This window comes from Sinorhizobium numidicum (assembly GCF_029892045.1).
Classification (GTDB): Bacteria; Pseudomonadota; Alphaproteobacteria; order Rhizobiales; family Rhizobiaceae; genus Sinorhizobium; species Sinorhizobium numidicum.
This window is the reverse complement of sequence record NZ_CP120367.1, coordinates 1,787,779-1,812,689: the sequence shown is the minus strand read 5'-3', so window position 1 is coordinate 1,812,689 and position 24,911 is coordinate 1,787,779. Positions and strand designations below refer to the sequence as shown.

Genomic DNA, 24,911 nt, shown 5'->3' with positions numbered 1-24,911 from the left:
AATGCCACCGCAGCCATTGTCTGTCATCCGCGCCGCGGCGATGGGCGCTTCGGCCTGTCATGTTGTCGCGTGAGGACGCCCCACGACAGGACAGGACGTCTTAAGGGGCGTACTAAGGAGAGATGACAGTCAGTGAGAGCCTATGGGACTGCCGCCGTCACTACGACTCTTGACATGGACACCATGTTCCAGACGCGCGGTCCAATCCTCGATCAGGCCGCCTTCGAAAGGCCTGCGAGCCGGCATTCGCCCTGAAAGAGCAATCGGCTCACGGGCGACGATTTCGCGAGCGGTTAGCAGTCACACCCTGCCAAGCCAGGGGTCCGGCCCAAGGTCGCGCCCGGCTGCAACCTCGGCCAGCCGCTCGAGGTAATGAGCCCACCCTTCCGCATGGCCGGCGCACTGTTCGGCATTCGGCAGGCCGGTGTGGGTCAGGCGCAGCAGCGTTCCGTCCGGCTGCTCGATCAGATCGATCTCGACCAGACTCGACCCCGGCGGCACCACCTCGCTGCCGTCCCAGCCGAAGCTGTAGGCCAGGCGGTGCACCGGCACCACCTCGCGAAAGGAGCCGCGAGCAAAACGAGCGCCAGTGACGTTGACGAGATAGAGTCCGCCAGGCTGCGGCTCGATCTCTGCCTCCGTTCCCATCCAGCGCAGAATCTTCTCTGGATCGGTCAGGAGGGCAAACACCGCGGCCGGCGGCGCCGGGATGCGCGCCTCGCGGCGGACGACGAGGGACTCTTGCATCGGTCTCTCCTATGGTTGCTATGGTCTGGCCCGCCTGAGGCGGAGGATAAACGGGCGCGTCCTGCCCTGTCGTGGGACGTCTTCACGCGCAACATGAGAGGCAGAGGCTCGCCTCAACACGGGTACCACCCCGGCGTCTACGATGGCCGCCGGTGAGAAGATGATCGCTATTTTCCATTCAGCATGGCAGCGTTCCACAGTGAAACTTGTTCGTCAAACTTTTTGATCGCCCTTTGCGGAGGCAAGAAGCCGAACGGTGCAGCTGCCAAAACGCCATGCGAGAACCGGTACCACGACGTAAATGTTTTCCGAAAGTCTCCAACCCGCCGCCCAAAGAGGGGCCACACAACTCTTGTTGCTCCTTTCACGAGAGGCCTTCCACGATAAAAGCAACCTCAATCAGCGAGCCCAGATTGACAATGGCATGCAAAACCAGCGGCAATGCAGTCGATCCCGAGCGCCAACGCAGCCAGCCGAAAAGCAGCCCGAGCGCAAGTATTTGCATGAGATAAAACGGACTGTATTGAATATGCATTCCCGTCCAAATGGTTGATGGGATCAGAATCGCACCCCAAGCGCCGACGCGGGCCGACAGCAGACCGCGAAACATGAACCCTCGGAACACAAGTTCTTCAGCCAACGGCGCGGCGACGATCACAGCGATCGCCAGCAGCCAGATTGTGTTCGAGCGGCGGGCGGTGCGATACAGGTCCCGCATGAAGTCGGGCACAATCGACTGCCCGCTCAGATAGGACGACAGATCGATCAGTGGCAGCAATACGGCGATGCAAAACAGCCCCAGAATGAGAAAACGCCGATCCGGCCACACCAGAGCCAGGTAGTCCGCGAAGCGCCACCCTCTCAGCCGCACCGCTAGCCAGATTACGGCAAGTTCGGCCGGCACCGACGCAATCGCCGCCAGCGAGACAGGCAGCGCATGTGAAGCGAATGTTTCAACTGAGACACTCATTGGAGCGAACAAGACAACAATGACCAGCGCCTGCACCGCCAGCCAGGCCACTATGGCGGCTCCAGTCCACAGGCAGGTGCCCATGAATTTCCAAGGCTCGCGGCCCCCGGTCCCTAGCCCAGGCATATTGTTGGGGGGAATTGCTGAATTACCGGCTTGGGACATCCGGCGGGCGTATCACAGCGGTCACGCGTTCGGCAATCTTTACGCGCGAATACAGGACTGTGATTTTACTCCGGCGCTTCCGCGCCCAATCTTAAGGGATCGGCACGGCGGTCGCGGTGATTTTCGTAAAGCACACGCCAAATGACGTCGGCAAGTCCTGCATTGGTATTCTGGCAGGGATCAACTCTTCGCCGAAGTGGACCCGTTGCTTACGATCGGGAGGAGCCAGGCGGTTATGCATGGCGCATCCAAGCCATAACTGCGTTCCCGCCGCTTGAATCACTACTACGTCAGATGTTTCACGCGTTTTCGCCCGCACTTTGCAAAGACGTTTGACAAAGTTTGGAATTAGGCATGAAGTTATTGCTTGAGACGCGGCGAAATACGCGACTGTATATTGCCATGCTCACCGGCAACGAAACAATGTAAGTTGTACGGCGTAGCGAGGCCGGTCTTCGCGCTGCTCCGGTGTAGCGTGCACAGGCAGAAGCACCCCTGCGGGCCCAGGTCGAGCAACTCCCAGAGTGTCGCGTTCGTGCGCCCGTGCCCACGTGATCACCGAACGCCGCTGTAAATTGCGACGGGGAGGCAACTGCGATGGCCGACGATAACAAGCAGCATGAAGGCGGAGTAATCTACCACATACCCGGTCAGGAGTATTTCGACCTACGCGGATTACGGCGTCACGCCGGCGTCTTCTCGCTTTGGGCTCTTGGCGTTGGCGCGGTCATATCCGGTGACTTCTCCGGCTGGAATCTCGGCTTTGCCGTCGGCGGTTGGGGTGGCATGTTCATTGGCACCATCCTGATCACTATTATGTTTCTCGGCCTCACTTACTCCATCGCCGAAATGAGTCCGGCCCTACCGCATACGGGCGGCGCCTATTCCTTTGCGCGGACGGCTTTCGGGCCCTGGGGCGGGTTTATCACCGGGGTGGCGGAAAATATCGAGTATGTGCTCACTCCGGCGGTCATAGTGTTCTTCATTGGGGCTTATTTGACCGGGATTTTCGAGACGCCGCGAAACTTCCAGCCTATCTGGTGGCTGGTCGGTTACATCATTTTCGTCGGTCTCAACATGCGCGGCGTAGAGCTGTCGTTCACCGTCACGGCGATCGTCACGTTAATCGCGCTCGCCATCCTCGTCTTCTTCTTCGTGAGTGCGATCCCGTTCATCGATTTCGGCAAATATGCAATGAACATCGGCGTCGATCCGGCGACCGGTACAGCCGTTGAGCTTCCGGACGGCGGCGGTCCGTTCCTGCCATTGGGCATCTATGGCGTGCTGGCCTCGATGCCCTTCGCCGTCTGGCTGTTTCTGGCCATAGAGCAACTGCCGCTCGCCGCCGAAGAATCGGTTGATCCGAAACGCGATATGCCAAGGGGCATCATGCTCGGCATGTTTACGCTGATTGCAACCGGCTTCCTGGTGCTGATCATCAATCCGGCCATTCCGAACGGCGCGTACAAGCTCGGTTCGTCAGGCGAACCTATTCTTGACGGCTTCCGTGCCATCTATGGAGCGGGCTGGGCGAAAATCCTCGCGCTGTTTGCAGTCGCCGGTTTGATCGCCAGCTTCCACGCCATAATCTTCGCTTTCGGTCGACAGATTTATTCGCTGTCGCGCGCCGGCTACTTCCCGCATTTTCTGTCGGTGACCCATGGCCAGCACAAGACGCCCAACACAGCGCTGATTGCCGGCTCGCTGGTCGGGTTCCTCGTGATGCTGGCGGTCTGGTTCACCCAAGGCGGCGAGCAGGCCGGTTCCTTCATCGGCGGCGTGCTTTTAAACATGGCCGTGTTCGGCGCGATGTTCTCCTACTTGCTGCAGGGGCTGACTTTCATTCAGCTGAGACGCGCTTTTCCGAATATCGAGCGGCCGTACCGCAGCCCGTTCGGCATACCGGGCGCGGTGCTCACCGTCGCCATTGCGCTGGTCACGATCTTCTTCCAGCTCACCGATCCACTTTATCAGAGAGGCATTATCGGGGTGGCAATCTGGTATGCCCTCGCGATCGTCTACTTCGCCGCCTACGGCCGCAAGACACTCGTATATTCGCCGGAAGAGGAGTTTGCGGTTAAGCAGCGCGAAGGCGCGGCCTCCATGTGAGCCGCGATCACGTGCCAAGGCTTCGGCAGAAACAAGAATACCATGCGTCCAATGACGGTTAGAGCCTTGGCGGTTTGAACCGCCCGGCGCTGACCGAGAGAGACGAACTTGCACCAGACTGCAGAAATCGATTCCAACGTCCGAGCGTCGTTTTCATTCTCGAATTACCTTTGTGCACTGCAGCATTCCAACATCAGCCGGACGGACAGCTATCTCGAACACGAAAGCGAGGCAGGTTGGCTCGAATCGATGAACCTGAAGGGTCTCGCGGCCTTCCATCAACGCGGCCGGGCCTCTTTCTCCGGCGACCGGCGGCTGATGGTACCGTTGTAGTCGAGCAGAGAATCCGCACTCCCGGACGGCGCGATGACATTCAGGGCCTGCGAGCGATCGGCGTAATTCTGGTCGCCGTATATCACATCTGGATCGGCCGGGTTTCTGGTGGTGTCGATGTATTCTTCATCGTATCCGGCTATCTGCTCATCGGGTCGCTCGCACGGCAGGCTGAAGCCGCGCATCAAGTCGACCTCGTTCTCTTCGCCACCAGGTTGGCTCGTCGGCTTTTGCCTGCTTCCTTATCGGTGGTCGCAGTTATCGCGCTGTCGGCGCCGTTCTGGCTGCCGAAAATGCGATGGGAGACCGTCATCGATCAGCTTGCCGCCAGCTCGGTGTACCTTGAGAACTGGTACTTGGCGAACGCGGCGATCGACTACCTCGCACGAGACCAGGTGGGAAGTCCGCTCCAGCATTATTGGGCATTATCGGCCCAGGTTCAGTCACTGCTGATCGTGGCTGCGGGACTTGCCGGTTTCGCCTTGATCAGGCGCCGACCATCGCGGGCCGAAATATTGACGTTCCTCGTGGGAGTGTTCGCGCTGTCGCTCGTCTATTCAATCTATGGCACATCGCGAAATCAGGCATTCGCGTATTTTGACACTTTTGCACGAATCTGGGAGTTCGCGCTCGGTGGCGTCACTGCCCTGCTGCCGCCCAGCATCAAACTTACGCCAATACAACGCACGATCGGCGGGTGGATCGGCCTCTTGGCTATACTGAGTTGCGGCGTGCTGATTGAAGTCTCGACAGCTTTTCCGGGCTACGCAGCGCTCTGGCCGACGCTGGCGGCAGCAGCAATCCTTGTTTGCGGCGATGGCCCACCGTTGCGATTTGGTGTGGCGAGATTGCTGGGCGCGCGTCCGCTGACCTGGCTCGGGAGCATCTCCTACAGCCTATATCTCTGGCACTGGCCGATCCTGGTCTTCTATCTCACCCTCTCATATCAGACGCAGGCGGGGATAGTCGGAGGCATTGGCGTGATGATCGTCTCTGTCGTCCTTTCCTATCTTACAACGCAACTCGTCGAGGGAGGCGTTTCGACACAGAGAAATAAGGATCGCCCGTTGCGAACGGCCTTCGCAGCAGCGGGCGCCCTTGCCGCGATCGCCGCGGGTCTGTGGATCTGGCACGGGCAGGCTGGCCGAATTATGACCGAGGAGCGGTTGCGGGTTGCAGATGTTGAGCATTATCCCGGTGCCACGGTTATTAACGAACCTCGCATTGTCTCGAGTGATATCCCCATCCACCCGGGCCCGATAACCGCAAAGTGGGACAATGCAGATGTGTACCGCAAGGGGTGCCATCAAACTCTGCTGGGCGACTCCTTACTTAGTTGCAGTTTCGGGCCAAAAGATGCGACCCGCGTTCTGGCGCTCGTAGGCGGATCACACAGTGTGCATTGGCTACCAGCCCTGCAGAGCGTCTTCGGGCGATACGCCGACTGGAGAATCGTCACCTACACAAAAAGCAGTTGCGCATTGGGTTCGCAGGAGAAGTCGGAAGCACCGCAATATCGGCAGGCCTGCGCCAGGTGGAACGAACGGCTGGTGGAACGACTGCTGTCGGAAAAGCCGGATCTGGTTTTCACCACATCCACGCGCGTGGTGGACGGGATCGAAGAGACTCCGGCTGGCCATCGTCAGCAATGGCAGAGGCTCACCGCGGCGGGGATCCATATAGTAGCGATGCGCGACACGCCTTGGTTCGGCTTCGACGTGCCAGAGTGCGTCGAAATTAACGGGCGCTTCTCACCAAAATGCATTGTGCGGCGGGATTTGGTGCTGTCACCATCCAGCCCAACCTCGACAGTCCCTCTCGACGATAAGCTGCACTTTCTGGATTTCACGGATTTTTTCTGCATTGCCGAAACCTGCCCGCCGGTCATCGGCAATGTGCTGGTCTACTACGACAAGCATCATGTGACAGCGACTTACATGCGCACGTTGAGCGATGAGCTCGGGCGTCAGCTTGCTTCGATCATCCGCGATACCGAAGGGTTGGGGCGGAAATGATGGGCGTCTTCACTTTGTAATTTAGCATTGGACGATTCTTGAACATTGCTAGCGGGCGCTGGTTGCTTGCTCGCGTGGGCGGCTCAAAAACTTCCCTTGCGGAGACAAGGCGATTGTGCAGGCCAGCCCTCAGGGCCGTTGTTCGCATCGTCGAGCGGAGCCCGGTAACCACTGCTGCTCGCTGAGACTGGAAGCTGTTTTCCATGTGGTGCATTTAGCAGGTACATCTTCCGCCGCGCAGCTGTTGGCGCGCAACGAGCGTGGCCCAAGCGTCAATGTAACTTTTGCACCGGCTCTTCAAGAAAGCTGCGGATGCCATCCCGCTGCACTGTGGCTAGGAACTCTTCAAACGCGTCACGATCGGTGTCGAAGGGATCGTTCCAGATGGTGGTGTTTCCTTCCTGATCAAGGACTTCGAGTATCCAATCTGAGTTCGTGCCGGCAGGACGATAAATGCGCAGATGCACTATAACGTCATCATCGACGAATTCGCCGGAGAATTCAGAAAACTCAAATTGCTGATCGCTTTCGGACATCCACCTCTTATAGCATGCGGCGCCGAAAGCCTCTAGCGAGCAACGTCTGCCGCGGTCAGGCCTTTCTCACCTTGGTCGGCCTTCAGCAGCAATCAACTCGACGCCGCTGGTATCGGACAAGGATAGCGGCCATTCGCAGGCCTTGCTGGTTCAGCCAGAGCTGGATTTGGGTCAGATCGTCAGCTGTACGATATGGGCGAACGGCGTCATCGCCCATTTGCCGCTATTATCCTTGGCCGTTCTGTAGATGATGAAGTCGGTGCCGACTGTGAACTTTCCGTGCATGGTGATCTCATTTCCGGTTGAGAGTACGGCTCTCAGTTCTGTTGCATGGCGCTGTTCAATCTGGTCACTGATCAACTCAGCCAAGGTAAGGTGGAGCCTTTCCGGTTTAGGATGACTCATTGGAAGCCTCTTCGCCATGGTTCGCTGGTCGAAGTCTACACGCCATCCAGCTTGGCAGAAACCGTGGAAATCAACGCCGAAGCGACGTCGCATTCGAGTCATAATGTTGAAATCGCAGCGGCGAGAGAAGAGAGGTCGTGGGGGATCGTGATGTTCGAGGACTGCTTCCGACCCATGCCGATTCCGCATTTCAAATCTGTGTGATCCCGAGCATCATTTCACTTCTCCTTCCCTCTGGCGACAATCACCGCTTCGACATGTCAGCAAAAGTCCGGAGGCCATATGCCTGATCTACACTATGAAGACCGTCCCTCGCCGAGATTTACGACCTCGACAGTGGCTGGTGGATGCCCCAAAAAAAGACGTCGACACCCGGCTTTGGCCGGAGCAGTATCCTGCCGGGGTGTAGAGTTGGGGGTTCGGCTGACTTGGGTTCTGCTCGGCTGATTCTTACTGCAAGACTCGCCAAACCAGAGGGAGCAAGCGATGCGGCTGTTTCGAGGTGGTGCGTCGTTGATCGCGCTTGTCTGGCTTGTCGTCGCGACTTCGCAATCCGCACAAGCGCTCGACACGTTTCCAGGCGCTTCGGGCGCCGGTAAGGCTACAAGCGGAGGGCGCGGGGGCGCCGTCTTCATTGTTACGAATACGGCAGACACCGGCACGGGCAGCCTCCGGGCCTGCATGCAGGCAACTGGAGCTCGCACGTGCGTATTCAGGGTGAGCGGAACAATCCAGCTTGCGTCCCCGATTGTTGTAAGCAATGGCGCCTTGACGGTGGCGGGTCAGACAAGCCCGGGCGGCATCCAGATTCGCCTGAAGTCCGGCATTGCAGCGACGGCCGCGAAGACCCCCGTTCGCATCCTGGCCAGCAACGTGTTTCTGAGACACCTGCGCGTGCGTCCGGGCAACGAGGCCGCATGGGACAGCACACGAGGCAGTCGGAGCGGCATCGGGATCGAGAAGGCAGGCACCGTCGATCCGCAGAACATCTACCTCGACCACATGTCGGTCGGATACGGTTCCGATCAAGCGATGTACTCGTTTCAGAGCGGCAAGAACATTACGATCGCATATAGCCTCTTCGCCTACCCGCTTTCACCTGCAAATCACGACTACGGCCCCCTCATCTGCTCGGACCAGCACCAGGGAGACTGCGGCAAGACCACTCTCTGGCGCAACATCATCAGCTCGCATCTGTGGCGCAATCCGGCGCTGAAGTCGGTGGGATGTGGCGCCCAGAACGAACGCGTGCATGACGTCATCAACACCCTGATCTCGAACCCCGGCCAGTTCGGCATCATGGTCGTCGACGATCATCCGGACGCGAACAACATCGGCACCTGCGCAAATGTCGCGGCCAGCATCATGGAGCGCGGGCCGAAATCGACGGGCCCGATCGCGCTCATCAACCAAAGCAACGACACCGCGGCCACGAACCGGTGGTATGCGCCGGTTAGCACGGGTAGCGGCAACGACAATGTGCTCTTGGGCTCGCCGGCCCTCCCGCAGTGCAGGATCACGAAGATAAGCCCCGTGACGCCATGCACCGAGACAAGCGAGGCCGCTCCTATCGGGGCCTTGAGTGCCCCGGTCATCAGCACGGCGACGCTCAAGAGTCACCTGACGCAGCAAGTTGGGGCCTTCCCGCGCGATAGCCTCGACGCGAAGTGGATCGGATTTGTCAATAACGTGTCGACGGCCCCTGCCACGAACCCGGATTATACGTCATCTGCCTCCTTCCCCGTGATCACCGGGGGGTCACCGCCGATCGATAGCGACAGCGACGGCATGCCGGACAGCTTCGAACTGGCAAACGGTCTCAGCACGACCAATGCCGGCGATCGGAACAACATCGTCCCATCGGGCACGTATGCTGGCTATACGTGGCTTGAGCGGTATCTCGACGAACGCCATCATACGATTACGCCGCCGTGAGATCTTCGTTGGCAGCCGCAGCAAGGAGCGCGACGCGCTGCGGGACTGAGGAAGGCGAGCTTGGGGACAGGTCAGGGTCAATTTTTCGGCTGTCGAGCTCTGCGTATCTGAGGGGCAGTCAGACCCCACGAGAGCGAGTTCGAAGTGATTGCGCAGTCGAAGAGCGGCCTCCCCATCACCCCTTGACCTATCCGAGCCTTGACAATCGGCCCTAATACTCAGCGAAGCGCAGATCGATCAATTCGCGGCGATGTGCCCTGAGGCCAGCAAGAGTCGCAAATTCGTCTATGGCAGTTCGATCTCGCCTTCCACCACGTGATTGAGGCCGGTGCCTTCCGCCGTCAGCGTCATGCGGACCTTCAGCTTCTTGCCGCCGATCTGCCCTTCGCGCACCGTCTCCTCGAGCTTGCGCTGCGAGGTGACGCCGACTTCCTTCAGGAACTTCCGGATCGACATGTTGAAGGCGTCTTCGCTCATGGCGCAACTCCTCTGTGTACGGAAGGGATTGTAAGGGAAGGCAAGTGGTCAAGGAAGAGGACGGCGACGCGCGGTACCATAGAAGTAGACCCCGAGCCGGGAGGAGGCGTCGGGGTCTTTGACTTGATCGGTCCTTGGAGGAATGCAACCGATCGACGTCTTGCGCAGTGGGAGGAGGTACTGCGCTTTGACGATGGTGAGAATAAAGCATTCTCCATCATAAAATAGTACCCTGGGTTACATCGCAGCATTGCGCAAAGCGCCAGGCCGACCAGTATGGACTTGATCCCGTGGAAATTTCCGCTCGGAACATTCCGGGCTTGTCTCGAATTTGGCGAGTGAAGGGAGGACCTCTAACGAGCGCATGCACCCTGCCTGAAAATATTCGCTATCGGATCATCCGAGAAACGCACAAAAAAGAAGCTGATCTCCCATTTGTACCGGAAGCGGCACGCATCCTCATTGTCAGGCTAACGCTGGTCGGAGCGGCTGAAGCCAACCGGCAAGCGACCACACATGCGCGAAGATCGACTGGAAGAGGAATGCCGGTCCTGCAGTTGAGAGTGCAATCGCAATCGTCGTGCCGGCCTGTCACGTAAGTCCGCGACGCGTTCAGAGTCCAATGCTAGTTATTACACATCCCAAGTACGAGGTATCGAAACCAGCACAGGCGAGGTCAAGGCCATGCGCAAGTTCACAGTCATCATCACGGAAGAGTTCGAGGCAGACACTGCCGAGGAGGCCGCCTTGCTCATGTATCAGGAACTGACCAAAGGGCCGGCACCTCTGCATTATTCGGTCACGGATGAGACAAAGATTGCAACCAATCTGACGCTAGACAGGGAAAAGGCAGATGAGTTTGCCAGTGTTGATCACACCGCAGACCCTGGCAATTGGTAACGATCGGCAAGCCTGGCGCATTTATCGGCAGAATTGTCCCCGAGGGCTTCGAGCCACCGGCTCGGTTGCGGCCGGCCGCGCCACAGGAACCTAGAGCAGCTATTCCCAGCACTCTTATAGAGCGCACTTCGCGGAAGTCGCAGTCGATAGCGACACGGGTGAGATCCGCATGCGCCGCATGCTGTCGGTGATCGGTGCAGGCCGCATCCTCAACCCCAAGACCGCGCGCTCGCAGATCCTCGGCGGCATGACCTGGGGCATCGGTGCCGCGCTGATGGAGGAAACCGTGCTCGATCCGCGTTATGGCCATTTCGTCAATTGCGATCTCGCCGAATATCATGTCCCGGTCAACGGCGACGTCCCGGAGACGGAGGTCGTCTTTCTCGAGGAATACGACGACAGGGCCAATCCGCTCGGCGCCAAAGGGCTCGGCGAACTCGGCGTCTGCGGCGCTGGGGCGGCGATCGCCAACGCCGTCTACAACGCGACCGGTGTCCGCGTGCGCGAATTTCCGATCACCCTGGACAAGCTGCTCCCGGGCCTGCCCGCGATGGCTATCTGACTCTGCCAACGCGATAGAGCGGTTCACTGTCCACGCAAACAGTGAACCGCTCCAAGTCTTTGAGATGAAGCAATTTCGGACGGAAAGGCGTTGTACATTCTTTCTGGAATGCTCTCAATTCCTACCGCGCGGGCCTACAGCAGTGGTCGCAGGGTCGGAGAAAGGAAGCCACTTGTTACGTCCGGAGCTCTGGCCTCCGCAAGCTGCGAGAGGAATTGGTCCATGAGCGGAGAACTGCCGAAGCGACGATTGGCGCGCTCATCGGCAAGTGAAAACGCAGGATCCACGTCCGTCAGGCGTGCCATCGTGCGCTGCGCGCCTTGCACGTCTCCACGCTGGCTCTGGACTGCCGTGTGTATGAGCAGGCAGTCTGCCTCGCGCGGCGCACGCATCAGGCATTCCCGCAAGACCTGGTCGGCTTCATCGAGGCGGCCAGCAGCATAGAGTGCCTGGCCGTAGACATAGGTATAGTATTCCGGCGCCATGGGATGCAGCCGGCGCGCCCGCTCGGCGTTACGCACCGCATTGTCATAGCTGCCGAACCTGACCTGGGCCTTTGCCAGCGCCATAAGGCTATCCGGATCGTTGGGATTGAGCTCGACCGCCCGTTCTGCGGCCTGCATGGCGCCGGCATAGTCGCCGGCGACCGAAAGACCGAAGCTCAAGACCTGATAGCCGACAGCGAGATTGGGATCGAGGCGAACGGCCTGACGCGCCTCGCTGAGACCTGTTTCCACATCGGTCCGGGTCGCCCTGCCGCTGAGGCTCTGGGCGAAGTCGACGATATAGGTCATCCCGAGATTGGCGCGCGCCGCGGCATAGCCGGGATCGAGCTCGAGGGCACGATGAAGCAGCGCACGCGCGGCAAGCAACGCCTCCGCATCCTTCGACCCGTGTTTGTAGCGGTCGCGCGCCTGCAGGACGAGGTCGTAGGCCTGAAGGCTTTCCGTAGGGCGTTCGGCCGCGTTCGACACTTCCGACTCGCGCACATAGGACACAAGATGCGAAACGATCTCGCCCGTCAGCTCGGTCTGGAGCACAAAGACATCCTCGACGCGCCGGTCGTAAGTGCGCGACCAGAGATGGGCGCCGCTGCGCGCATCGATCAACTGCGCCACCACCCGAAGCTTGTCGCCGGCGCGTCTGGCACTGCCTTCCACCACATAGCCGGCCCCAAGTCTTTCTCCGATCCTGCGGATGTCCTCTGCCTGACCGCGGAGCGCGAAGGTTGAGTTGCGTGCGATCACCTGGAGCTCGGGATTTCTCGCAAGGTTGGCGATGATGTCCTCGGTCAGCCCGTCGGCGAAATAGCCCTGGTCGGCGTCACCACTCATATTGTCAAAGGGCAGCACCGCGACGGTCGGCCGGGCATCTGCAGGCTCGCCGCCCGTCAGATGCACGAGGCTGCCCACCAGATCGGCGCCAATCGCTCTCAATGCGGGCATCTGCGTGAATGCAACCACGACGATAAGCGCTGCAGCCCCTATGGCGTAAGGCAAAGCGGCACGCCGACGGAGGTCCAGCCGCCGGATCCAGTCGCGGCCGCTCACCTGGCGGGGCGTGTGCCGCACGGCATAGACGGCAAGCGGCTCGCTTATGTTCTTGGCCTGCCTTCGTCCGACGCTGTAGAAAAGTTCGCTGCGGCTCCGGTCAGCACTGCGGACCACCGCCTCGCTGACGAAAATGCTGGCGGGCTCCGCCATGGCCTCCAGCCGGGAGGCGACGTTCACGCCATCGCCGAACATGTCGCCATTGTCTTCTATGACGTCGCCGAGGTTGATGCCGACACGCATGTCGAACGGCCGCTCGACAAATCCGTTCTGGATTTCGATCGCCGCATCAAGCGCCTCGTTGACGCTCGGGAATGTCGCGAGAAAGCCGTCGCCAGTGGTCTTGAAAGTTCGACCGCCGTGCTTCTCGACGGTCGGTACTATCAGTTCGCTGAAGGTCGCGCGCAGTGCGGCGTAGGTCGAGGATTCGTCCTCGGACATCAGACGGGTGTAGCCGACGATGTCGCCTGCTACGATTGCTGCGAGTTTGCGTTCCATCACGAGCCTCGGCAGTCTTCAGAAGCATCTATATGGCACCGTCCTCGCCCGTCCATTCAAAACTCTGTGTGCGAACACGTTCCTGGCAGAGCACATCCCGCGAAACTGCCGCTTACAGGAAACTGAAACGATTGGCGGTGGAGGAGTGCCACGCAGGCAAGACGCTAACCATCTCTCCATGCTGCACATCATTGGGGCGCCGCGGTGGCGGCGCCGACGGCGCATCAAAAGGATCGGCTCGTCAGTGCTGGATATGAGGCGCCAATCATCAGACCCGCAATGACGGCGCCGATTTGCACGCTGATTGAACTGCGTGCGTATGCGGCACAGGAAGGCTCCTCCCGCAAAGCCCCATCGTGCGGCGGCCCCTGTCGACCGCGTAGACAACCATGCACCCGGCAGGGCTGTCGAAACGCATAAGATAGTTGACGCCGCCATCGCAAATTAGACAACTTTCGAAGCACAGAACGAGAACAGTTCCGGTCCACGAGCCAATCTCAGGTCGATCAACTCCCGTCAATTTCCACCGTCCACGCCCGTCCGGCGAAGCAATCTTCGAAGCAGGTGATGGGAGGCGGGCGATCACGGATCCTCGGATTCCTCACCTCGACTCCGAACGCGGTGGTCAAGCGGACCCGAAAGCGATGTCGCTCCTGACGGGGCCGCCGGCTTCAAATCGCGCCGACCGAACCCCGCTCGACAAGACGACAAGGGAGCGTGGCGTGCTTCGGATCAAGGTCTTCACCCTCGAGAAGCCGCTCTAGCCGCTCGGCGCTACAATATCCCAAGTCATAATAGGGCAAGGCGGCGGTGGTGAGTTCGGGCTTTAACGCATGCGACACTGTACGAAAATCGTCGAATCCGACGATGCTGACGTCGGTTGGGATACTCAGTCCCAAGCTTAGAGCAGCAATATAGGCCTGCAGGGCCATCTCGTCGTTGCCGCACATGATCGCGGTCGGCCGCTCCGGTTGAGTGAGAATCTCAGTCGCAGCCGCAAAGACATAGTTGTTCTCCTCGCCGATTTGGCCGTCCATTCCCAAGCGGACATTAAGATTCTGTTCGGATAGCCCAGCATCTCGGATCGCCTCGCGGAATGCCTCGTATCGAAGCTGTGCACCAAGCAGTCGGGGGTTGAGGCGAATATATCCAATGCGCCGATGTCCCTGCTCGAGCAAGTACTTCGTGAGGTCGCGTGAGCCTTGAAAGTCATCCGGTTCAATCGAGACGTAGGATCGGTTCGGTCCGGGGCGGCAGTTCACAAGTACTGTCGGAATGTGAACGTCACCTGACTCTGGATCGATGACTCGATGGTACATTGTGACATAGAGCACACCGTCGATGCGATGAGACTGGAACGTTCTCCATGTCTCCCTCTCACGTTCCAGACTGCCGTTTGTGTTGGCCAGGAATACCGTCCGACCATTCGCATTCGCCCAATCCTGTATTCCGCGAACGATGTCGCCTGAATACGGAGTCGTTGAGATGAAGTCGGTTATGATGCCAAACGTGCGGGATCGGTTCGACCGAATAAGGCGAGCTGCCATATTGGGGACGTAGCCCAACGACACGATTGCCGCTTCGACTCTCTGGAGCGTGTCGGCATGGACATTTGGCTCCTTGTTGACCACGCGGGAAACCGTCTTGTCCGAGACGCCCGCCAGTCGAGCGACGTCCTTGATGCTGACCATGATTGCCATCCCTCACCAGTTGTTTCTCAACATATGGAGATCGCTCTCCCGGCGCAAGTGACAACGTCGACAATTCTAATGACAACGTCGTCACGGCCGATTGACAACGTCGACATAGTTCGGTTAGCCTCTGTGCAAGGTTGGAGGAAGGCGAGCCTTTTGGGAGGAGCCGCGATGAAAAGATTACTTGCAACAAGCGCGATCACATTGGTGATTTCGGCAGCCGCCGCGCATGCCGAGAGTCTGAATATTCTGGTCGAGGGCGGCGGCGAAATGCTGCAGAAGGCTGTCGCCGCGCAGTTCACGAAAGAGACCGGCATCGACGTCAACTTCACCGTGGTCCCCTACCAGGGCGTCTACGACAAGCTCTCAGCCGAGATCGCATCCGGGCAGTCCAATTTCGACGTCGCCTCGATCGATGTCGTTTGGAATGCGAAGTTTGCCGCGCACCTGGAAAGGCTGGACGATCTTTTCACGCCAGAGTTTTCGGCAGATTTCTCGCCGGCTTTGCTTTCGGACGCGAAGGTCGGTGGGCACTACATCGGCGTCCCAGCCTGGGCGAACGCGGAGGTCGTGTTCTACCGAACGGACCTGTTCGAGAACGCGGACGAAAAGGCGGCTTTCAAGACCAAATATGGCTATGAGCTTGCCCCGCCAGCGAACTGGCAACAATGGCGGGATATCGCCAAGTTCTTCACGCGAGACACCGACGGCGACGGCAAGACCGACTTCTGGGGCACCGACACGATCGGCGCCTATTCCGAGGAATGGATGGCGCACGTACTGCAAGCAGGCTCGCCCGGCGTGGTCCTGGATGCCGAAAACAATGTGATCATCGACAACGCCGCTCACAAGGAGGCGCTGGAGTTCTATATCGCTCCCCACTGCCAAGACAAATCGGTTCCGGAAAACGTCACCGAGATCGGCTGGGGCGAGGCCCAGAACCTCTTCTATCAGGGTAAAACGGCAATGATGAAGTTCTGGGCGCATGCCTACAGGATGACGCCGGCGGACTCCAAGGTTAACGGCAAGGTCGGCGTGGCTCCGATGATCGCTGGAAAGGCGGGAATCGCCGGCATACCCGGCACCTGGTACAACGTCATTCCTTCGACCGCCGCCAACAAGGATGCCGCGAAGAAATTCATCGCCTATGCGGTCAAGCACAATGCGATGGGCATCGAAGCTCCGCTTGGTCTTGCGGCGACGAACTCCGCCTACGAGAGCTACGCCGGCAAGCCCGGATATGAACACTTTGAGCCGCTCTTAAAGACGTTGGCTGCGCCTGCGACGCGGGGCCGTCCGATGCACGAGCACTATCAGGAGATCGTCGACGAGGCCGTGCTTCCCGCCGTGCAGAAGGCCCTCTCGTGCGAGGATGATGCCGATGAGGTCCTCTCCGAGGCCAAGGAAACGATCGAGGACATCCTGAACTGATCCTCAGGCGAAGTGGCCAGCTTGGTCGCCTCACCGCATGTCCTTATAACCGGAGTTGGATATGACCGAGAACCGGTTTGTCCTTTATATGCTCGCGCCGGCCGCGATCTTCCTGGCTTTGCTGGTCGCCTACCCCGTCGCCCTTCTGGTCTACAACTCTTTTTTCAAGGTTGAACTCATTGCGCCGGATGTTCGCGCGTGGGTGGGACTGGAGAATTACGTCGAGGCTGTGACGTCATCGCGCGTCCGCGAAAGTGCCCTGCGCACGCTGCAGTACACTTGCTTCGCGCTTCTGTTCGAGTTGGTCTTCGGTTTCTGCGCAGCATTGCTGTTCAACGCCATCGCCAACACCTCCCGCTGGCACCGGACCATTTTCGCCTTGCCGCTCATGGTTCCGCCGATCGTCGCTGGCCTTCTTTGGCGGTTCCTGCTGATCGGCGACATCGGCATCCTCAACTACGGACTGGTCAGCCTCGGCCTGATCGACAGTCCCGACGCGATCCGCTGGCTCTCCGACGAGGACATCGTCATATATGCGGTTTCCTTCGCAGACATTTGGCTGACGACCTCCTTCGTTGCACTCGTCAGCTATGCAGGACTGACCAACATTCCCCGCGAACTGCTCGAGGCCGCGCGGATCGACGGGGCCAACGCCTTGAAGCGTTTTTGGCACGTCACGCTGCCAATGATGCGTCCGGTTCTCGCGGTCGTCGTAATCGTCCGCGGCGTCGACGCCGCCAAGACATTCGACCTCATCTGGATCCAGACGCAGGGCGGTCCGCGCCATCAGTCCGAGGTCTTTTCCATGAACATCTACCAGAGAATGGTGCGTTACGGTGACCTCGGCGAGGCATCCGCTTCCGCAACGCTCTTCCTCATCGTCATGATCCTTCTCGCTGTCGTCGCCTACTGGAAGATCTGGAGGCCGTCCAATGATTGAGCGAAAGAAGAGAGATCTCGGCGGGACTGTCATCAACATCTTTGCCCTTCTCCTGGTGCTGTCCTATGCGGTTCCGTACGTCTACCTGCTGATGACGGCGCTCAAACCCGCCGCCGACGTGCAGCAGATTCCCCCGTCGTTCTTCCCGAACCGGATCACGCTCGAGAACTTCAGGACGGTTCTTGCCACCCCGAGTCTGCCCGCCGCCTTCGCGAACTCGTTGTTGGTCGCTGTGCTGACGACCGTCCTGTCGCTGGTTCTGGCCGTGCCCGCCGCCTACGTCGCCACGCAATACCGCCGCTCTTTCACGACGTTCTTCCTGCTGTTCGCGCTCGTCACCCGCATGGTGCCGGCCGTATCGCTCGGCGTGCCGCTGTTCACCCTGCTCAAGTCGATCGGGCTTCTCGACACTACGCTGGGTCTCGTGCTCGCACACACATCGACCGCCGTTCCCCTCGCATTGCTGCTCATGGCAGCCTTCTTCGAGGGCCTTCCCAAGGAGCTTGAAGAAGCGGCCCGAATGGACGGTTGCACCAGGTTTCAGGCGTTCGTGAAGATCATCCTCCCCGTGATGCGCAGCGGGATCGCGGTGACTGCCCTCTTCTCGTTCATCGCCAGTTGGAACGAGTTCCTCTACGCGCTCCTGCTAACTTCGGAAAAAGGCAAGACCGCCCCCATTGTCATCGCGGAATACAACTCCGTCTACGGTCTGGCCTGGGGACCGATGACGGCGGCTGCAGTGCTCTATTCGCTGCCGGTCATTCTCATAACCCTCCTTCTTCAGAAACAGATCATCGGCGGCCTGACCTTCGGCGCTGTCAAAGGCTAATGGAGAAAACAAATGGCCGAGATTTGCTTGAGCAACATCAATAAGGTCTATGGCGACAGCTTCCATGCGATCCGCAACCTGACATTCGACATCAAGGACGGCGAGTTCCTGGTCTTTGTTGGACCTTCCGGCTGCGGCAAGTCCACAGCGCTTCGGATGATCGCTGGGCTTGAGAGCATTTCGAGCGGAGAGTTGCGTATCGGCGATAGGCTCGTGAATCATGTCGATCCGAAGGATCGCGACATCGCCATGGTGTTCCAGTCCTACGCGCTCTACCCGCACAAGACAGTCCGGGAAAACATCGCGTTTCCTCTGCGCATGGCCAAGCTGCCGAAGCGGGAGATCGATCGTCGCGTCGAAGAGGCCGCGCGTATCCTCGAACTTACGCCGCACCTCGACCGCAAGCCGGGCAGGCTCTCTGGCGGTCAGCGCCAGCGCGTCGCAATGGGAAGAGCCATCGTCCGCAAGCCCGCGGCCTTCCTCATGGACGAGCCGCTTTCGAACCTCGACGCAAAGCTCCGCGTACAGATGAGGGCGGAGATCTCGCGCCTCCAGAAGGAGCTTGGCGTCACGACGATCTACGTCACCCACGATCAGGTCGAGGCGATGACCATGGGAGACCGTGTCGCCGTCTTGAAGGGCGGCGTGCTTCAGCAAATAGATACGCCGAAGAACCTCTATGACCGGCCCGTCAATGCCTTCGTTGCCGCCTTCATCGGCTCACCGTCGATGAATCTCTACGGGGCAGCCCTATCGGGAGAAGAGTTGAGACTCGGCTCTCAGGTCATCCGGCTGCCCGGTGAGGTGTTTGCAGCGCGCCCTGCCCTTCGCTCAAGCGATGAGCGACCGGTCGTCGTCGGCATCCGCCCCGAAGATTTCGATGACGCTTCGATCGCTCCGGCAAGCGCAGAGATCCAGGCACCTGTCACGCTCGTGGAAGGGCTTGGCGCGGAGACCATGGTCCATCTCGCCATCGACGCGCCCTGGGTGGACGCCGGCGATCCGGACGCCATCGCGGAGATCGGTCACCAGCGATCGGCGGTCGGGCGCTTCTCACCGAAAACGGCCGTTCGGATCGGCGACCGGGCCCGTGTCGCGCTGAACGCTGCAAACCTGCATTTCTTCGATCCCGAAACCCGCACCAGCATCTGGTGACGGCCACACCAAGGAGACTGTGACATGACATTGCCTTTCGTCCCCACGAGTCCTCTCGCGGGGCTCCCCATCGTGCGCCCTGGCGTCCGCTCGAAGCGGCAATCGAGCTACGACGTCACCGGCGGCAACAAGGACTTCAAGATCGTGCCCGCCGGCGAGACGCAAGTGATGGCCGACATCGATGGGGCCGGCTGCATCAAGCACATGTGGATCACGACGCGCTGCTACGATCCCCAATACCTGCGCAAGCTTGTCCTCGAAATGTACTGGGACGGCAGTTCGGAGCCGTCTGTCCGCGTTCCGCTCGGCGACTTCTTCGGGGTCGGGCACGCGACGGGGGCACACTGGTGGTCTCTGCCGATGAACACCACGTTCGGCGATCGCCGCGGGCCGAAAGGACCGTTCTCGCCGGCGATGAACAGCTACTGGCCGATGCCGTTCGAAAATGGAGCCAGGGTTCAGATTGTCAATGAAGCGGAAGAGCCGATCCAGAATCTGTTCTACTATATCGATTATGAGCTTTACGCCGATGGGCTCCCCGCGAATATGGGGCGGTTCCACGCGGCATGGAACCGCGAAAACCCGACCAAGGCGGTTCCGACCGTTCAGCCCTACCCGAACCCCGCACCGTGGGACCTCGGCGGCGTTAACTCCACCGGCGAGGAAAATTATGTCGCTCTCGATATTCAGGGCGAGGGCCATTACGTCGGCTGCATCCTTAACATCGACAATTTCAACGCCTCCAACCAGGAATATACATGGCCGGGTGAAGGCGACGACATGATCTTTATCGATGGAGAAGCCTGGCCCCCTTCACTGCATGGCACTGGCACGGAAGATTATTTCGGTTGCTCCTGGGGGTTCCCGGCGGGACAGCATTCAACGCCTTATCACGGCATTTCACTCGGAGCGGACGTGCAGGAGCACTTCGGGAAGTGGTCGCTCTATCGCTTCCATATCGAGGATCCGGTGCACTTCTCCAAGTCGATCCGCGTGACCTTCGAGCACGGCCACGCCAACGATCAGTCGAACGACTATTCTTCGGTCGGTTATTGGTATGCGATCGAACCCACAGCCGCCAAGCCCCTGCCACCGATCAAGGACCGTCTCGTCCGGCGCTGGCCCGAACATGGACTTTGGGACAGATAGTCCTCCTCCCAAGCAAGTTGGGCCGGTCTTCGTACCGGCCCTCTTTATTCTTGAGAAGGTGGATCAAAACGGTGGAGGTTGCTGTCCCGCCGCCGTTGCATGATCACTACTGCATGTCTCCTTAAATCGGAACCGATTTAAGGATAAAACATGCAGCAATTCAAAGTGCTACAGCGACCTTTGTGCGTCTGAAAAGGCGCACGGCGCTGTAGACCATGCGTCGGACTATTTCAGTGACGCAACCGAGCCGCGACGAATGAGCTCGCAGGGGTACTTGACTTGGCTTTCTGCCGTGGAGCGACCGGCAATGATGTCGACCAGCATGCGTACGGCCAGAGCGCCCATGTCGCGATAAGGCAAGGCCATCGTCGTCAGCGGCGGCTGAATACCGGTCGAGATGACCTGGAAATCGTCGAAACCGACGACGGAGACGTCATTCGGCACTCGCAAGCCGAGATCCGCTGCCGCGCAGTAAACTTGCAGCGCGGTCTCGTCATTTCCGCAGACGATCGCCGTCGGCCGGTCGGGGCTGCTTAGAAGACGTCGGGCATTCTCAAAGGCGACGAACCGATCGGCGAAAATCGCACCGACACGACCGGGAACCACCCATTCCTTCCGTACTTCGATGCCGGCTGCAGCCAATCCGTCGAAGAATGCCCGGCCGCGAAGGTCCGCGGCCAAGAGCAACTCGTTCAGCATCACATAGGCGATCTTTCGGTGCCCCTGCTCGACAAGATAGCGGACAACATCCAGCCCGCCCTGATAGTCGTCCGGCACGACGGAGGGGAGAGCGCGCTCGGGGGCACTGCAATTCACCAGCACCGTCGGCGCGTTCGGAAACTCCGTCTTGGACGAAACATGGCGATGGAACATCGTCACGTAGAACACGCCGCCGATGCCATGCTCGCGGAAGATCTGCCAGGCGCGCTGCTCTTTCGCCGGATTGGCGGAGGTGTTCACGGTCAGCAGCGTGTAAGGCGTGTCGTCGAGGGTGTCCTGAATGCCGCGCACGATGTCGGTCGAAAACGGCGTGGTCGATACGACATCGGTTATCAGTCCAAGCACGCTGGAACGGCTGGTGCGCATCAATCGCGCCGCCTGGTTCGGAACGTATCCCAGCGTCTCGATCGCCTTCTGCACCTTTTTCTTTGTCTGCGGACGGATCAAACCTTCGCCGTTGACCACGCGCGACACCGTTCGATCCGACACGCCAGCAAGTGCTGCAACGTCCTTAATGCTGACCATTCTCTTCCTCAAGTCTAAGCGCACAAGTCCTTGAAAGGCGCCCTCGATAGCATTGCGATAGCGGCAATGACCATGGCCGCTATCTGATCGATCACTGACGCGTCAACCTTTCACACCGGCCCGCACGAAGGAGTCGATGATCCAACGCTGCGCCACCAGGAAGACCAAAAGAACAGGCAAGATTGACAGCGATACCGCCGCGATGACTTCCGAGGTCGCAGACGAGTTTCCGACTGGGTCACGGATAGACATGATGCCGACGGGCAGCACCATCTGGTTGACCGAATTCAGGAAAATCAGCGGCATGAAGTAGTCGTTCCAGGTCATCGTGAAGATAATGACGGATAGCGCTGCGATCTGCGGGCCTGCCAAGGGCACGGCAATCGACCAGAAGGTACGGAAATGGCCGGCGTTGTCGACACGGGCGGCCTCGAACAGGTCCTTGGGAAGGGTCAGGAAGAACTGCCGCATGAGGAAGATGCCAAACACGCCCGACATGCCGGGCGCGAAGGCGCCCGTCAGGCCGGGAACGATGATCGACCATTGGCTGTCAACCAGGCCGAGCCAGCGCATCAACAGGAACAGGGGCACCAGCGTGGTTTGAATCGGCACCATGAGAGAGACTAGTAGCAGGGCAAAGAGCGCGTTCTTGAGCGGAAAACGAAGTCGTGCGAAGGCGTACCCGGCGATGGTGGTCGTTGCGACGTAACCGAGCGTAACCGACGTCGCAAGCACGGTCGAGTTCCAGAAGAAGCGGCCGATCGGGACGTCCGAGGCAAGCAGCCGGCGGTAGCTTTCCAGGCCGGAATCGAGACCCGGCAGCCAGCGTGCCGGAAGCGTGAAGGCTTCCGCCACGGGCCGGAAGCTGGTGGTGAACATCCATAGGAACGGCGCCACCATCACCAGGGCGCCGAGCCCGAGCACCACATATATCAGCGCGGTGCGCAGCCGCGAGATCATTGCCCGTGTTTCCGGAGAGAGACGACGCGCCGACAGGCGGGCCGGCGTCATATCCCATGAGATGTGCATTGGCTTATTCATAGAAAGCCCACCGCTTGGAAAGGGCGAACTGGATCGCCGTGACAATGACGGTAATCGTGAGCAGCAGCAGCGAGATCGCCGAGGCGTAGCCCATGTTGAACGACTTGAAACCCTGCTCGTAGATGTACATGACCAGGCTGCGGGAGGCATCGCCAGGCCCGCCGTTGGTCAGCACGACGATCGATTCGAACACCTTGAAGGCGCCGATCGTGTTCATGGTGAGCAAGAACAGGATCGTCGGAGACAGGAGTGGCAGGGTGATCTGCCAGAAGGTCCGCAGGCTGCTCGAGCCATCGACGCGCGCGGCATCGTAATAGTCCTTTGAGATGCTCTGCAGACCTGCCGTCGCGATCAGCATCGCGAAGCCAACATTCTTCCAGATGTCGAGGATGATGACCGACCAGAGCGCGTTGCGGGCGCTGGAAAGCCAGCGCACGGGCTCGATGCCGACAAGGCCGAGGTAGTAGTTGATTACCCCGATGTCGCGTTGAAACAGGAATTGCCAGATCACCGCAACGAAAATTAGGCCTACCAATGAGGGGAAGAAAAAGGCCGCGCGGTACGCATATTGAACCGTCTTCGACATGTTGCGATTGAGCAGGACTGCCAGTACCACGCCGAGGCCGACATTGCCGGCCACGGCAAAGACCGCGAAGAAAGCGGTGTTGCCGAGGACCTTCCAAAGTCTCCGATCGTCCAGCATCGCTTCGAAATTGGCGAGCCCGACGAAGCTCGGGCTGCTGAAGAGATCATACTTCATCAGGCTGAAGACCACCGTGGCGACCATCGGCCCTACGACGAAGACCGCAAAGCCGATCAGGGCCGGCGCAATGAACAGAAGTCCGGCAATTGTCTCCCTGCGGTTCTGCGGCGAGAACCAGCCCGCCGCCGGATCGTTGGCGATCTTGGCCATGGTCAGCCCCGCTGGATTTCGGCTTCGAGTTCCTCATGCGCTGCAGCCAGCGCTTCCTCGGCCGTCAACTCTTCCGTGATGATCTGATCGAAGGTGCGGCCGAGGATACGGTCAAGAGCATTGAAGAAAGCGGGAGCCGCGACCGGCTTCGCCGTCTTCAATGCGTCGAAGAAGACCGGCGCGCTTTTCGGCGCCGATAGGAAGCTCTCCTTCTTCGCCGCTTCCTCGTAGATCGGAATTTGCTGGCCGATATCCATCAGGGCCGTCACGGTCTCGAGTGAGATCAACTGCTTGATCGCCTCGAAGGCGAGCTCGGGGTTCTTCGATTGCGGACTGATGCCCCAGCCGCCGCAGCCGAACACCGTTTCGTCGGTTTCCTTCCGTGGCCAGGGCACGATGTCGAAATCGGTGAAGCCGTTCGCAACCCAGCCAGTCACCGGCCAACGGCCAGCACCCACCATGGCAAAACGACCGGCGGCAAACTGGTCGTAAACGTTGAGGCCTATCGGGTCGGGTGAAATGCCATGCTCGTATACCAGCGCGTAGATGAACTTGGCGACCTCGAGAACTTTCGGATCGTTGAGGTTTGAATGTCTGAAATCCGCGGTTACCGGATATGTGCCGTTGGTCAAGTACCAGGGGTGAATGGCGAAATTGAACCACGGCATGCCATAGCCGTAGACCTTTTTGGCGCCTTCGCCGGTCGTCAGTTTCTTGGCAATCGCGACGAAGTCGTCCCAGGTCCAATCCGGCTTCGGCGGCTCGACGCCCGCCTCCTTGAAGATGCGGGTGTTATAGTGGATGACCATCGTCTGCCCGCCGTTCGGAATTTCATAGAGTTTTCCGTCGACGGTAAGCGCGTCCTTCAGTTTGGCTGGTATCTTATCGACCAGCGCCTTCGCTTCCGGGTCGGCGGCGATCAGCTCGTCAAGTGGCATCAGCAATTGCTTGTCGACCGCCAGCCGCACGCCCTCGATGGCGATGTTGATGATGTCGGGCGGATTGCCGCCGGCGATCTGGGTCACGAGCTTGTCCGCGTAGTCCGACCACGAGGAGATCGGAGCGATGTTGTCCTGCACGTTGACGTTCGGATAGATTTTTCGAAATCGGTCGAAGGCCTCGCCATAGGCCTTCGCCTCCGAGGGGTTGCCCCAGTTGTAGGTTGTGAGCTGCGCGGCGGTGTCTTTTGCCGGAGCGCCTGCCAGCGCCCTTGCCGGGAACATGGCTGGTGTCAGGACACCGGCTGCGGCCAACGCCGTCGCCTTGGTCAGAAAGTCTCGTCTGTTCATGCTCATTTCCTTCCTCCTCCTCA

Annotated in this window: 21 protein-coding genes and 1 pseudogene; 11 read left to right on the top strand and 11 right to left on the bottom strand. The window is 59.5% G+C overall.

Features of this window, described 5'->3' with window-relative positions; translation table 11 throughout:
* Nucleotides 1–300: 300 nt before the first annotated feature.
* Together PYH37_RS08655 and PYH37_RS08650 are read right to left on the bottom strand one after the other, a co-directional pair.
* Nucleotides 301–747, bottom strand: coding sequence for an SRPBCC family protein (locus tag PYH37_RS08655; RefSeq protein ID WP_280731012.1), 447 nt, complete (start codon nt 745–747; stop codon nt 301–303).
* A gap of 364 nt (nt 748–1,111) precedes the next feature.
* Nucleotides 1,112–1,768 carry a CPBP family intramembrane glutamic endopeptidase gene (locus PYH37_RS08650; protein WP_280731011.1) on the bottom strand — a complete coding sequence of 219 codons (657 nt, stop codon included), beginning with the start codon at nt 1,766–1,768 and terminating at the stop codon, nt 1,112–1,114.
* A 711-nt stretch (nt 1,769–2,479) separates the two neighbouring features.
* Here PYH37_RS08650 and PYH37_RS08645 point away from each other — a divergent pair.
* Together PYH37_RS08645 and PYH37_RS08640 are read left to right on the top strand one after the other, a co-directional pair.
* Nucleotides 2,480–3,991, top strand: coding sequence for an amino acid permease (locus tag PYH37_RS08645; RefSeq protein ID WP_280731010.1), 1,512 nt, complete (start codon nt 2,480–2,482; stop codon nt 3,989–3,991).
* Nucleotides 3,992–4,227: 236 nt separating this feature from the next.
* Nucleotides 4,228–6,339, top strand: a complete 2,112-nt coding sequence (locus PYH37_RS08640) for an acyltransferase family protein (RefSeq protein ID WP_280731009.1) — start codon at nt 4,228–4,230, stop codon at nt 6,337–6,339.
* A gap of 272 nt (nt 6,340–6,611) precedes the next feature.
* Here the strand turns inward: PYH37_RS08640 and PYH37_RS08635 are convergent, their stop codons facing one another.
* Both PYH37_RS08635 and PYH37_RS32205 read right to left on the bottom strand, forming a co-directional pair.
* Nucleotides 6,612–6,875, bottom strand: a complete 264-nt coding sequence (locus PYH37_RS08635) for a hypothetical protein (RefSeq protein ID WP_280731008.1) — start codon at nt 6,873–6,875, stop codon at nt 6,612–6,614.
* Between the two features lie 171 nt (nt 6,876–7,046).
* The gene (locus tag PYH37_RS32205) at nt 7,047–7,280 is read right to left on the bottom strand and encodes a hypothetical protein (RefSeq protein ID WP_342394622.1); all 234 of its coding nucleotides are present in this window, start codon (nt 7,278–7,280) and stop codon (nt 7,047–7,049) included.
* On the opposite strand from PYH37_RS32205, the gene PYH37_RS08630 reads away from it, so the two are divergent.
* The gene (locus tag PYH37_RS08630; RefSeq protein ID WP_280731007.1) at nt 7,206–7,484 is read left to right on the top strand and encodes a hypothetical protein; all 279 of its coding nucleotides are present in this window, start codon (nt 7,206–7,208) and stop codon (nt 7,482–7,484) included. The genes PYH37_RS32205 and PYH37_RS08630 overlap by 75 nt on opposite strands.
* Before the next feature lie 282 nt (nt 7,485–7,766).
* Nucleotides 7,767–9,215, top strand: a complete 1,449-nt coding sequence (locus PYH37_RS08625) for a hypothetical protein (protein WP_280731006.1) — start codon at nt 7,767–7,769, stop codon at nt 9,213–9,215.
* A gap of 285 nt (nt 9,216–9,500) precedes the next feature.
* Here PYH37_RS08625 and PYH37_RS08620 read toward each other — a convergent pair whose 3' ends face one another.
* Nucleotides 9,501–9,692, bottom strand: a complete 192-nt coding sequence (locus PYH37_RS08620; protein ID WP_280731005.1) for a DUF6494 family protein — start codon at nt 9,690–9,692, stop codon at nt 9,501–9,503.
* A 684-nt stretch (nt 9,693–10,376) separates the two neighbouring features.
* On the opposite strand from PYH37_RS08620, the gene PYH37_RS08615 reads away from it, so the two are divergent.
* Together PYH37_RS08615 and PYH37_RS08610 are read left to right on the top strand one after the other, a co-directional pair.
* Nucleotides 10,377–10,592 carry a hypothetical protein gene (locus PYH37_RS08615; protein WP_280731004.1) on the top strand — a complete coding sequence of 72 codons (216 nt, stop codon included), beginning with the start codon at nt 10,377–10,379 and terminating at the stop codon, nt 10,590–10,592.
* Between the two features lie 34 nt (nt 10,593–10,626).
* Nucleotides 10,627–11,154: pseudogene (locus PYH37_RS08610) on the top strand (xanthine dehydrogenase family protein molybdopterin-binding subunit); the annotation flags it as partial.
* A 134-nt stretch (nt 11,155–11,288) separates the two neighbouring features.
* On the opposite strand, the gene PYH37_RS08605 reads toward PYH37_RS08610, so the two are convergent.
* Together PYH37_RS08605 and PYH37_RS08600 are read right to left on the bottom strand one after the other, a co-directional pair.
* The gene (locus PYH37_RS08605; protein ID WP_280731003.1) at nt 11,289–13,202 is read right to left on the bottom strand and encodes an adenylate/guanylate cyclase domain-containing protein; all 1,914 of its coding nucleotides are present in this window, start codon (nt 13,200–13,202) and stop codon (nt 11,289–11,291) included.
* Nucleotides 13,203–13,873: 671 nt separating this feature from the next.
* A complete protein-coding gene (locus PYH37_RS08600; RefSeq protein WP_280731002.1) occupies nt 13,874–14,893 on the bottom strand; it encodes a LacI family DNA-binding transcriptional regulator in 1,020 nt (339 codons plus the stop codon).
* Between the two features lie 174 nt (nt 14,894–15,067).
* Between PYH37_RS08600 and PYH37_RS08595 the strand changes: the two genes are divergently transcribed.
* The 5 genes from PYH37_RS08595 to PYH37_RS08575 all read left to right on the top strand — a co-directional run bounded on the left by PYH37_RS08595 (nt 15,068) and on the right by PYH37_RS08575 (nt 20,400).
* Nucleotides 15,068–16,327 (top strand): ABC transporter substrate-binding protein, encoded by a 1,260-nt coding sequence (locus tag PYH37_RS08595; protein WP_280731001.1) that lies wholly within the window; start codon nt 15,068–15,070, stop codon nt 16,325–16,327.
* Between the two features lie 61 nt (nt 16,328–16,388).
* Entirely contained in the window at nt 16,389–17,267 is an 879-nt protein-coding gene (locus tag PYH37_RS08590) for a carbohydrate ABC transporter permease (RefSeq protein ID WP_280731000.1), read from the top strand.
* Complete coding sequence (locus PYH37_RS08585; RefSeq protein ID WP_280730999.1) at nt 17,260–18,096, top strand: carbohydrate ABC transporter permease; 837 nt, start codon at nt 17,260–17,262, stop codon at nt 18,094–18,096. Before PYH37_RS08590 ends, PYH37_RS08585 begins: the two co-directional genes overlap by 8 nt.
* Before the next feature lie 12 nt (nt 18,097–18,108).
* A complete protein-coding gene (locus PYH37_RS08580) occupies nt 18,109–19,251 on the top strand; it encodes an ABC transporter ATP-binding protein (RefSeq protein WP_280730998.1) in 1,143 nt (380 codons plus the stop codon).
* A gap of 24 nt (nt 19,252–19,275) precedes the next feature.
* Entirely contained in the window at nt 19,276–20,400 is a 1,125-nt protein-coding gene (locus PYH37_RS08575; protein WP_280730997.1) for a glycoside hydrolase family 172 protein, read from the top strand.
* 225 nt (nt 20,401–20,625) lie between these two features.
* Here PYH37_RS08575 and PYH37_RS08570 read toward each other — a convergent pair whose 3' ends face one another.
* From PYH37_RS08570 to PYH37_RS08555, 4 genes are all read right to left on the bottom strand, one after another.
* Nucleotides 20,626–21,645 (bottom strand): LacI family DNA-binding transcriptional regulator, encoded by a 1,020-nt coding sequence (locus PYH37_RS08570; RefSeq protein WP_280730996.1) that lies wholly within the window; start codon nt 21,643–21,645, stop codon nt 20,626–20,628.
* A gap of 102 nt (nt 21,646–21,747) precedes the next feature.
* Complete coding sequence (locus PYH37_RS08565; RefSeq protein WP_280730995.1) at nt 21,748–22,674, bottom strand: carbohydrate ABC transporter permease; 927 nt, start codon at nt 22,672–22,674, stop codon at nt 21,748–21,750.
* 4 nt (nt 22,675–22,678) lie between these two features.
* Nucleotides 22,679–23,599: a carbohydrate ABC transporter permease gene (locus PYH37_RS08560; protein WP_280730994.1), complete on the bottom strand. Its 921-nt coding sequence runs from the start codon at nt 23,597–23,599 to the stop codon at nt 22,679–22,681.
* Nucleotides 23,600–23,601: 2 nt separating this feature from the next.
* A complete protein-coding gene (locus PYH37_RS08555) occupies nt 23,602–24,894 on the bottom strand; it encodes an ABC transporter substrate-binding protein (protein WP_280730993.1) in 1,293 nt (430 codons plus the stop codon).
* Nucleotides 24,895–24,911: the final 17 nt, after the last annotated feature.

Coding starts and splice junctions, on each gene's coding strand:
- PYH37_RS32205 (WP_342394622.1), bottom strand. CDS start 7,280: ATGAGTCATCCTAAACCGGAAAGGCTCCACCTTACCTTGGCTGAGTTG.
- PYH37_RS08645 (WP_280731010.1), top strand. CDS start 2,480: ATGGCCGACGATAACAAGCAGCATGAAGGCGGAGTAATCTACCACATA.
- PYH37_RS08570 (WP_280730996.1), bottom strand. CDS start 21,645: ATGGTCAGCATTAAGGACGTTGCAGCACTTGCTGGCGTGTCGGATCGA.
- PYH37_RS08565 (WP_280730995.1), bottom strand. CDS start 22,674: ATGCACATCTCATGGGATATGACGCCGGCCCGCCTGTCGGCGCGTCGT.
- PYH37_RS08655 (WP_280731012.1), bottom strand. CDS start 747: ATGCAAGAGTCCCTCGTCGTCCGCCGCGAGGCGCGCATCCCGGCGCCG.
- PYH37_RS08580 (WP_280730998.1), top strand. CDS start 18,109: ATGGCCGAGATTTGCTTGAGCAACATCAATAAGGTCTATGGCGACAGC.
- PYH37_RS08625 (WP_280731006.1), top strand. CDS start 7,767: ATGCGGCTGTTTCGAGGTGGTGCGTCGTTGATCGCGCTTGTCTGGCTT.
- PYH37_RS08615 (WP_280731004.1), top strand. CDS start 10,377: ATGCGCAAGTTCACAGTCATCATCACGGAAGAGTTCGAGGCAGACACT.
- PYH37_RS08555 (WP_280730993.1), bottom strand. CDS start 24,894: ATGAGCATGAACAGACGAGACTTTCTGACCAAGGCGACGGCGTTGGCC.
- PYH37_RS08630 (WP_280731007.1), top strand. CDS start 7,206: ATGGCGCTGTTCAATCTGGTCACTGATCAACTCAGCCAAGGTAAGGTG.
- PYH37_RS08620 (WP_280731005.1), bottom strand. CDS start 9,692: ATGAGCGAAGACGCCTTCAACATGTCGATCCGGAAGTTCCTGAAGGAA.
- PYH37_RS08585 (WP_280730999.1), top strand. CDS start 17,260: ATGATTGAGCGAAAGAAGAGAGATCTCGGCGGGACTGTCATCAACATC.
- PYH37_RS08595 (WP_280731001.1), top strand. CDS start 15,068: ATGAAAAGATTACTTGCAACAAGCGCGATCACATTGGTGATTTCGGCA.
- PYH37_RS08600 (WP_280731002.1), bottom strand. CDS start 14,893: ATGGTCAGCATCAAGGACGTCGCTCGACTGGCGGGCGTCTCGGACAAG.
- PYH37_RS08635 (WP_280731008.1), bottom strand. CDS start 6,875: ATGTCCGAAAGCGATCAGCAATTTGAGTTTTCTGAATTCTCCGGCGAA.
- PYH37_RS08560 (WP_280730994.1), bottom strand. CDS start 23,599: ATGGCCAAGATCGCCAACGATCCGGCGGCGGGCTGGTTCTCGCCGCAG.
- PYH37_RS08575 (WP_280730997.1), top strand. CDS start 19,276: ATGACATTGCCTTTCGTCCCCACGAGTCCTCTCGCGGGGCTCCCCATC.
- PYH37_RS08605 (WP_280731003.1), bottom strand. CDS start 13,202: ATGGAACGCAAACTCGCAGCAATCGTAGCAGGCGACATCGTCGGCTAC.
- PYH37_RS08590 (WP_280731000.1), top strand. CDS start 16,389: ATGACCGAGAACCGGTTTGTCCTTTATATGCTCGCGCCGGCCGCGATC.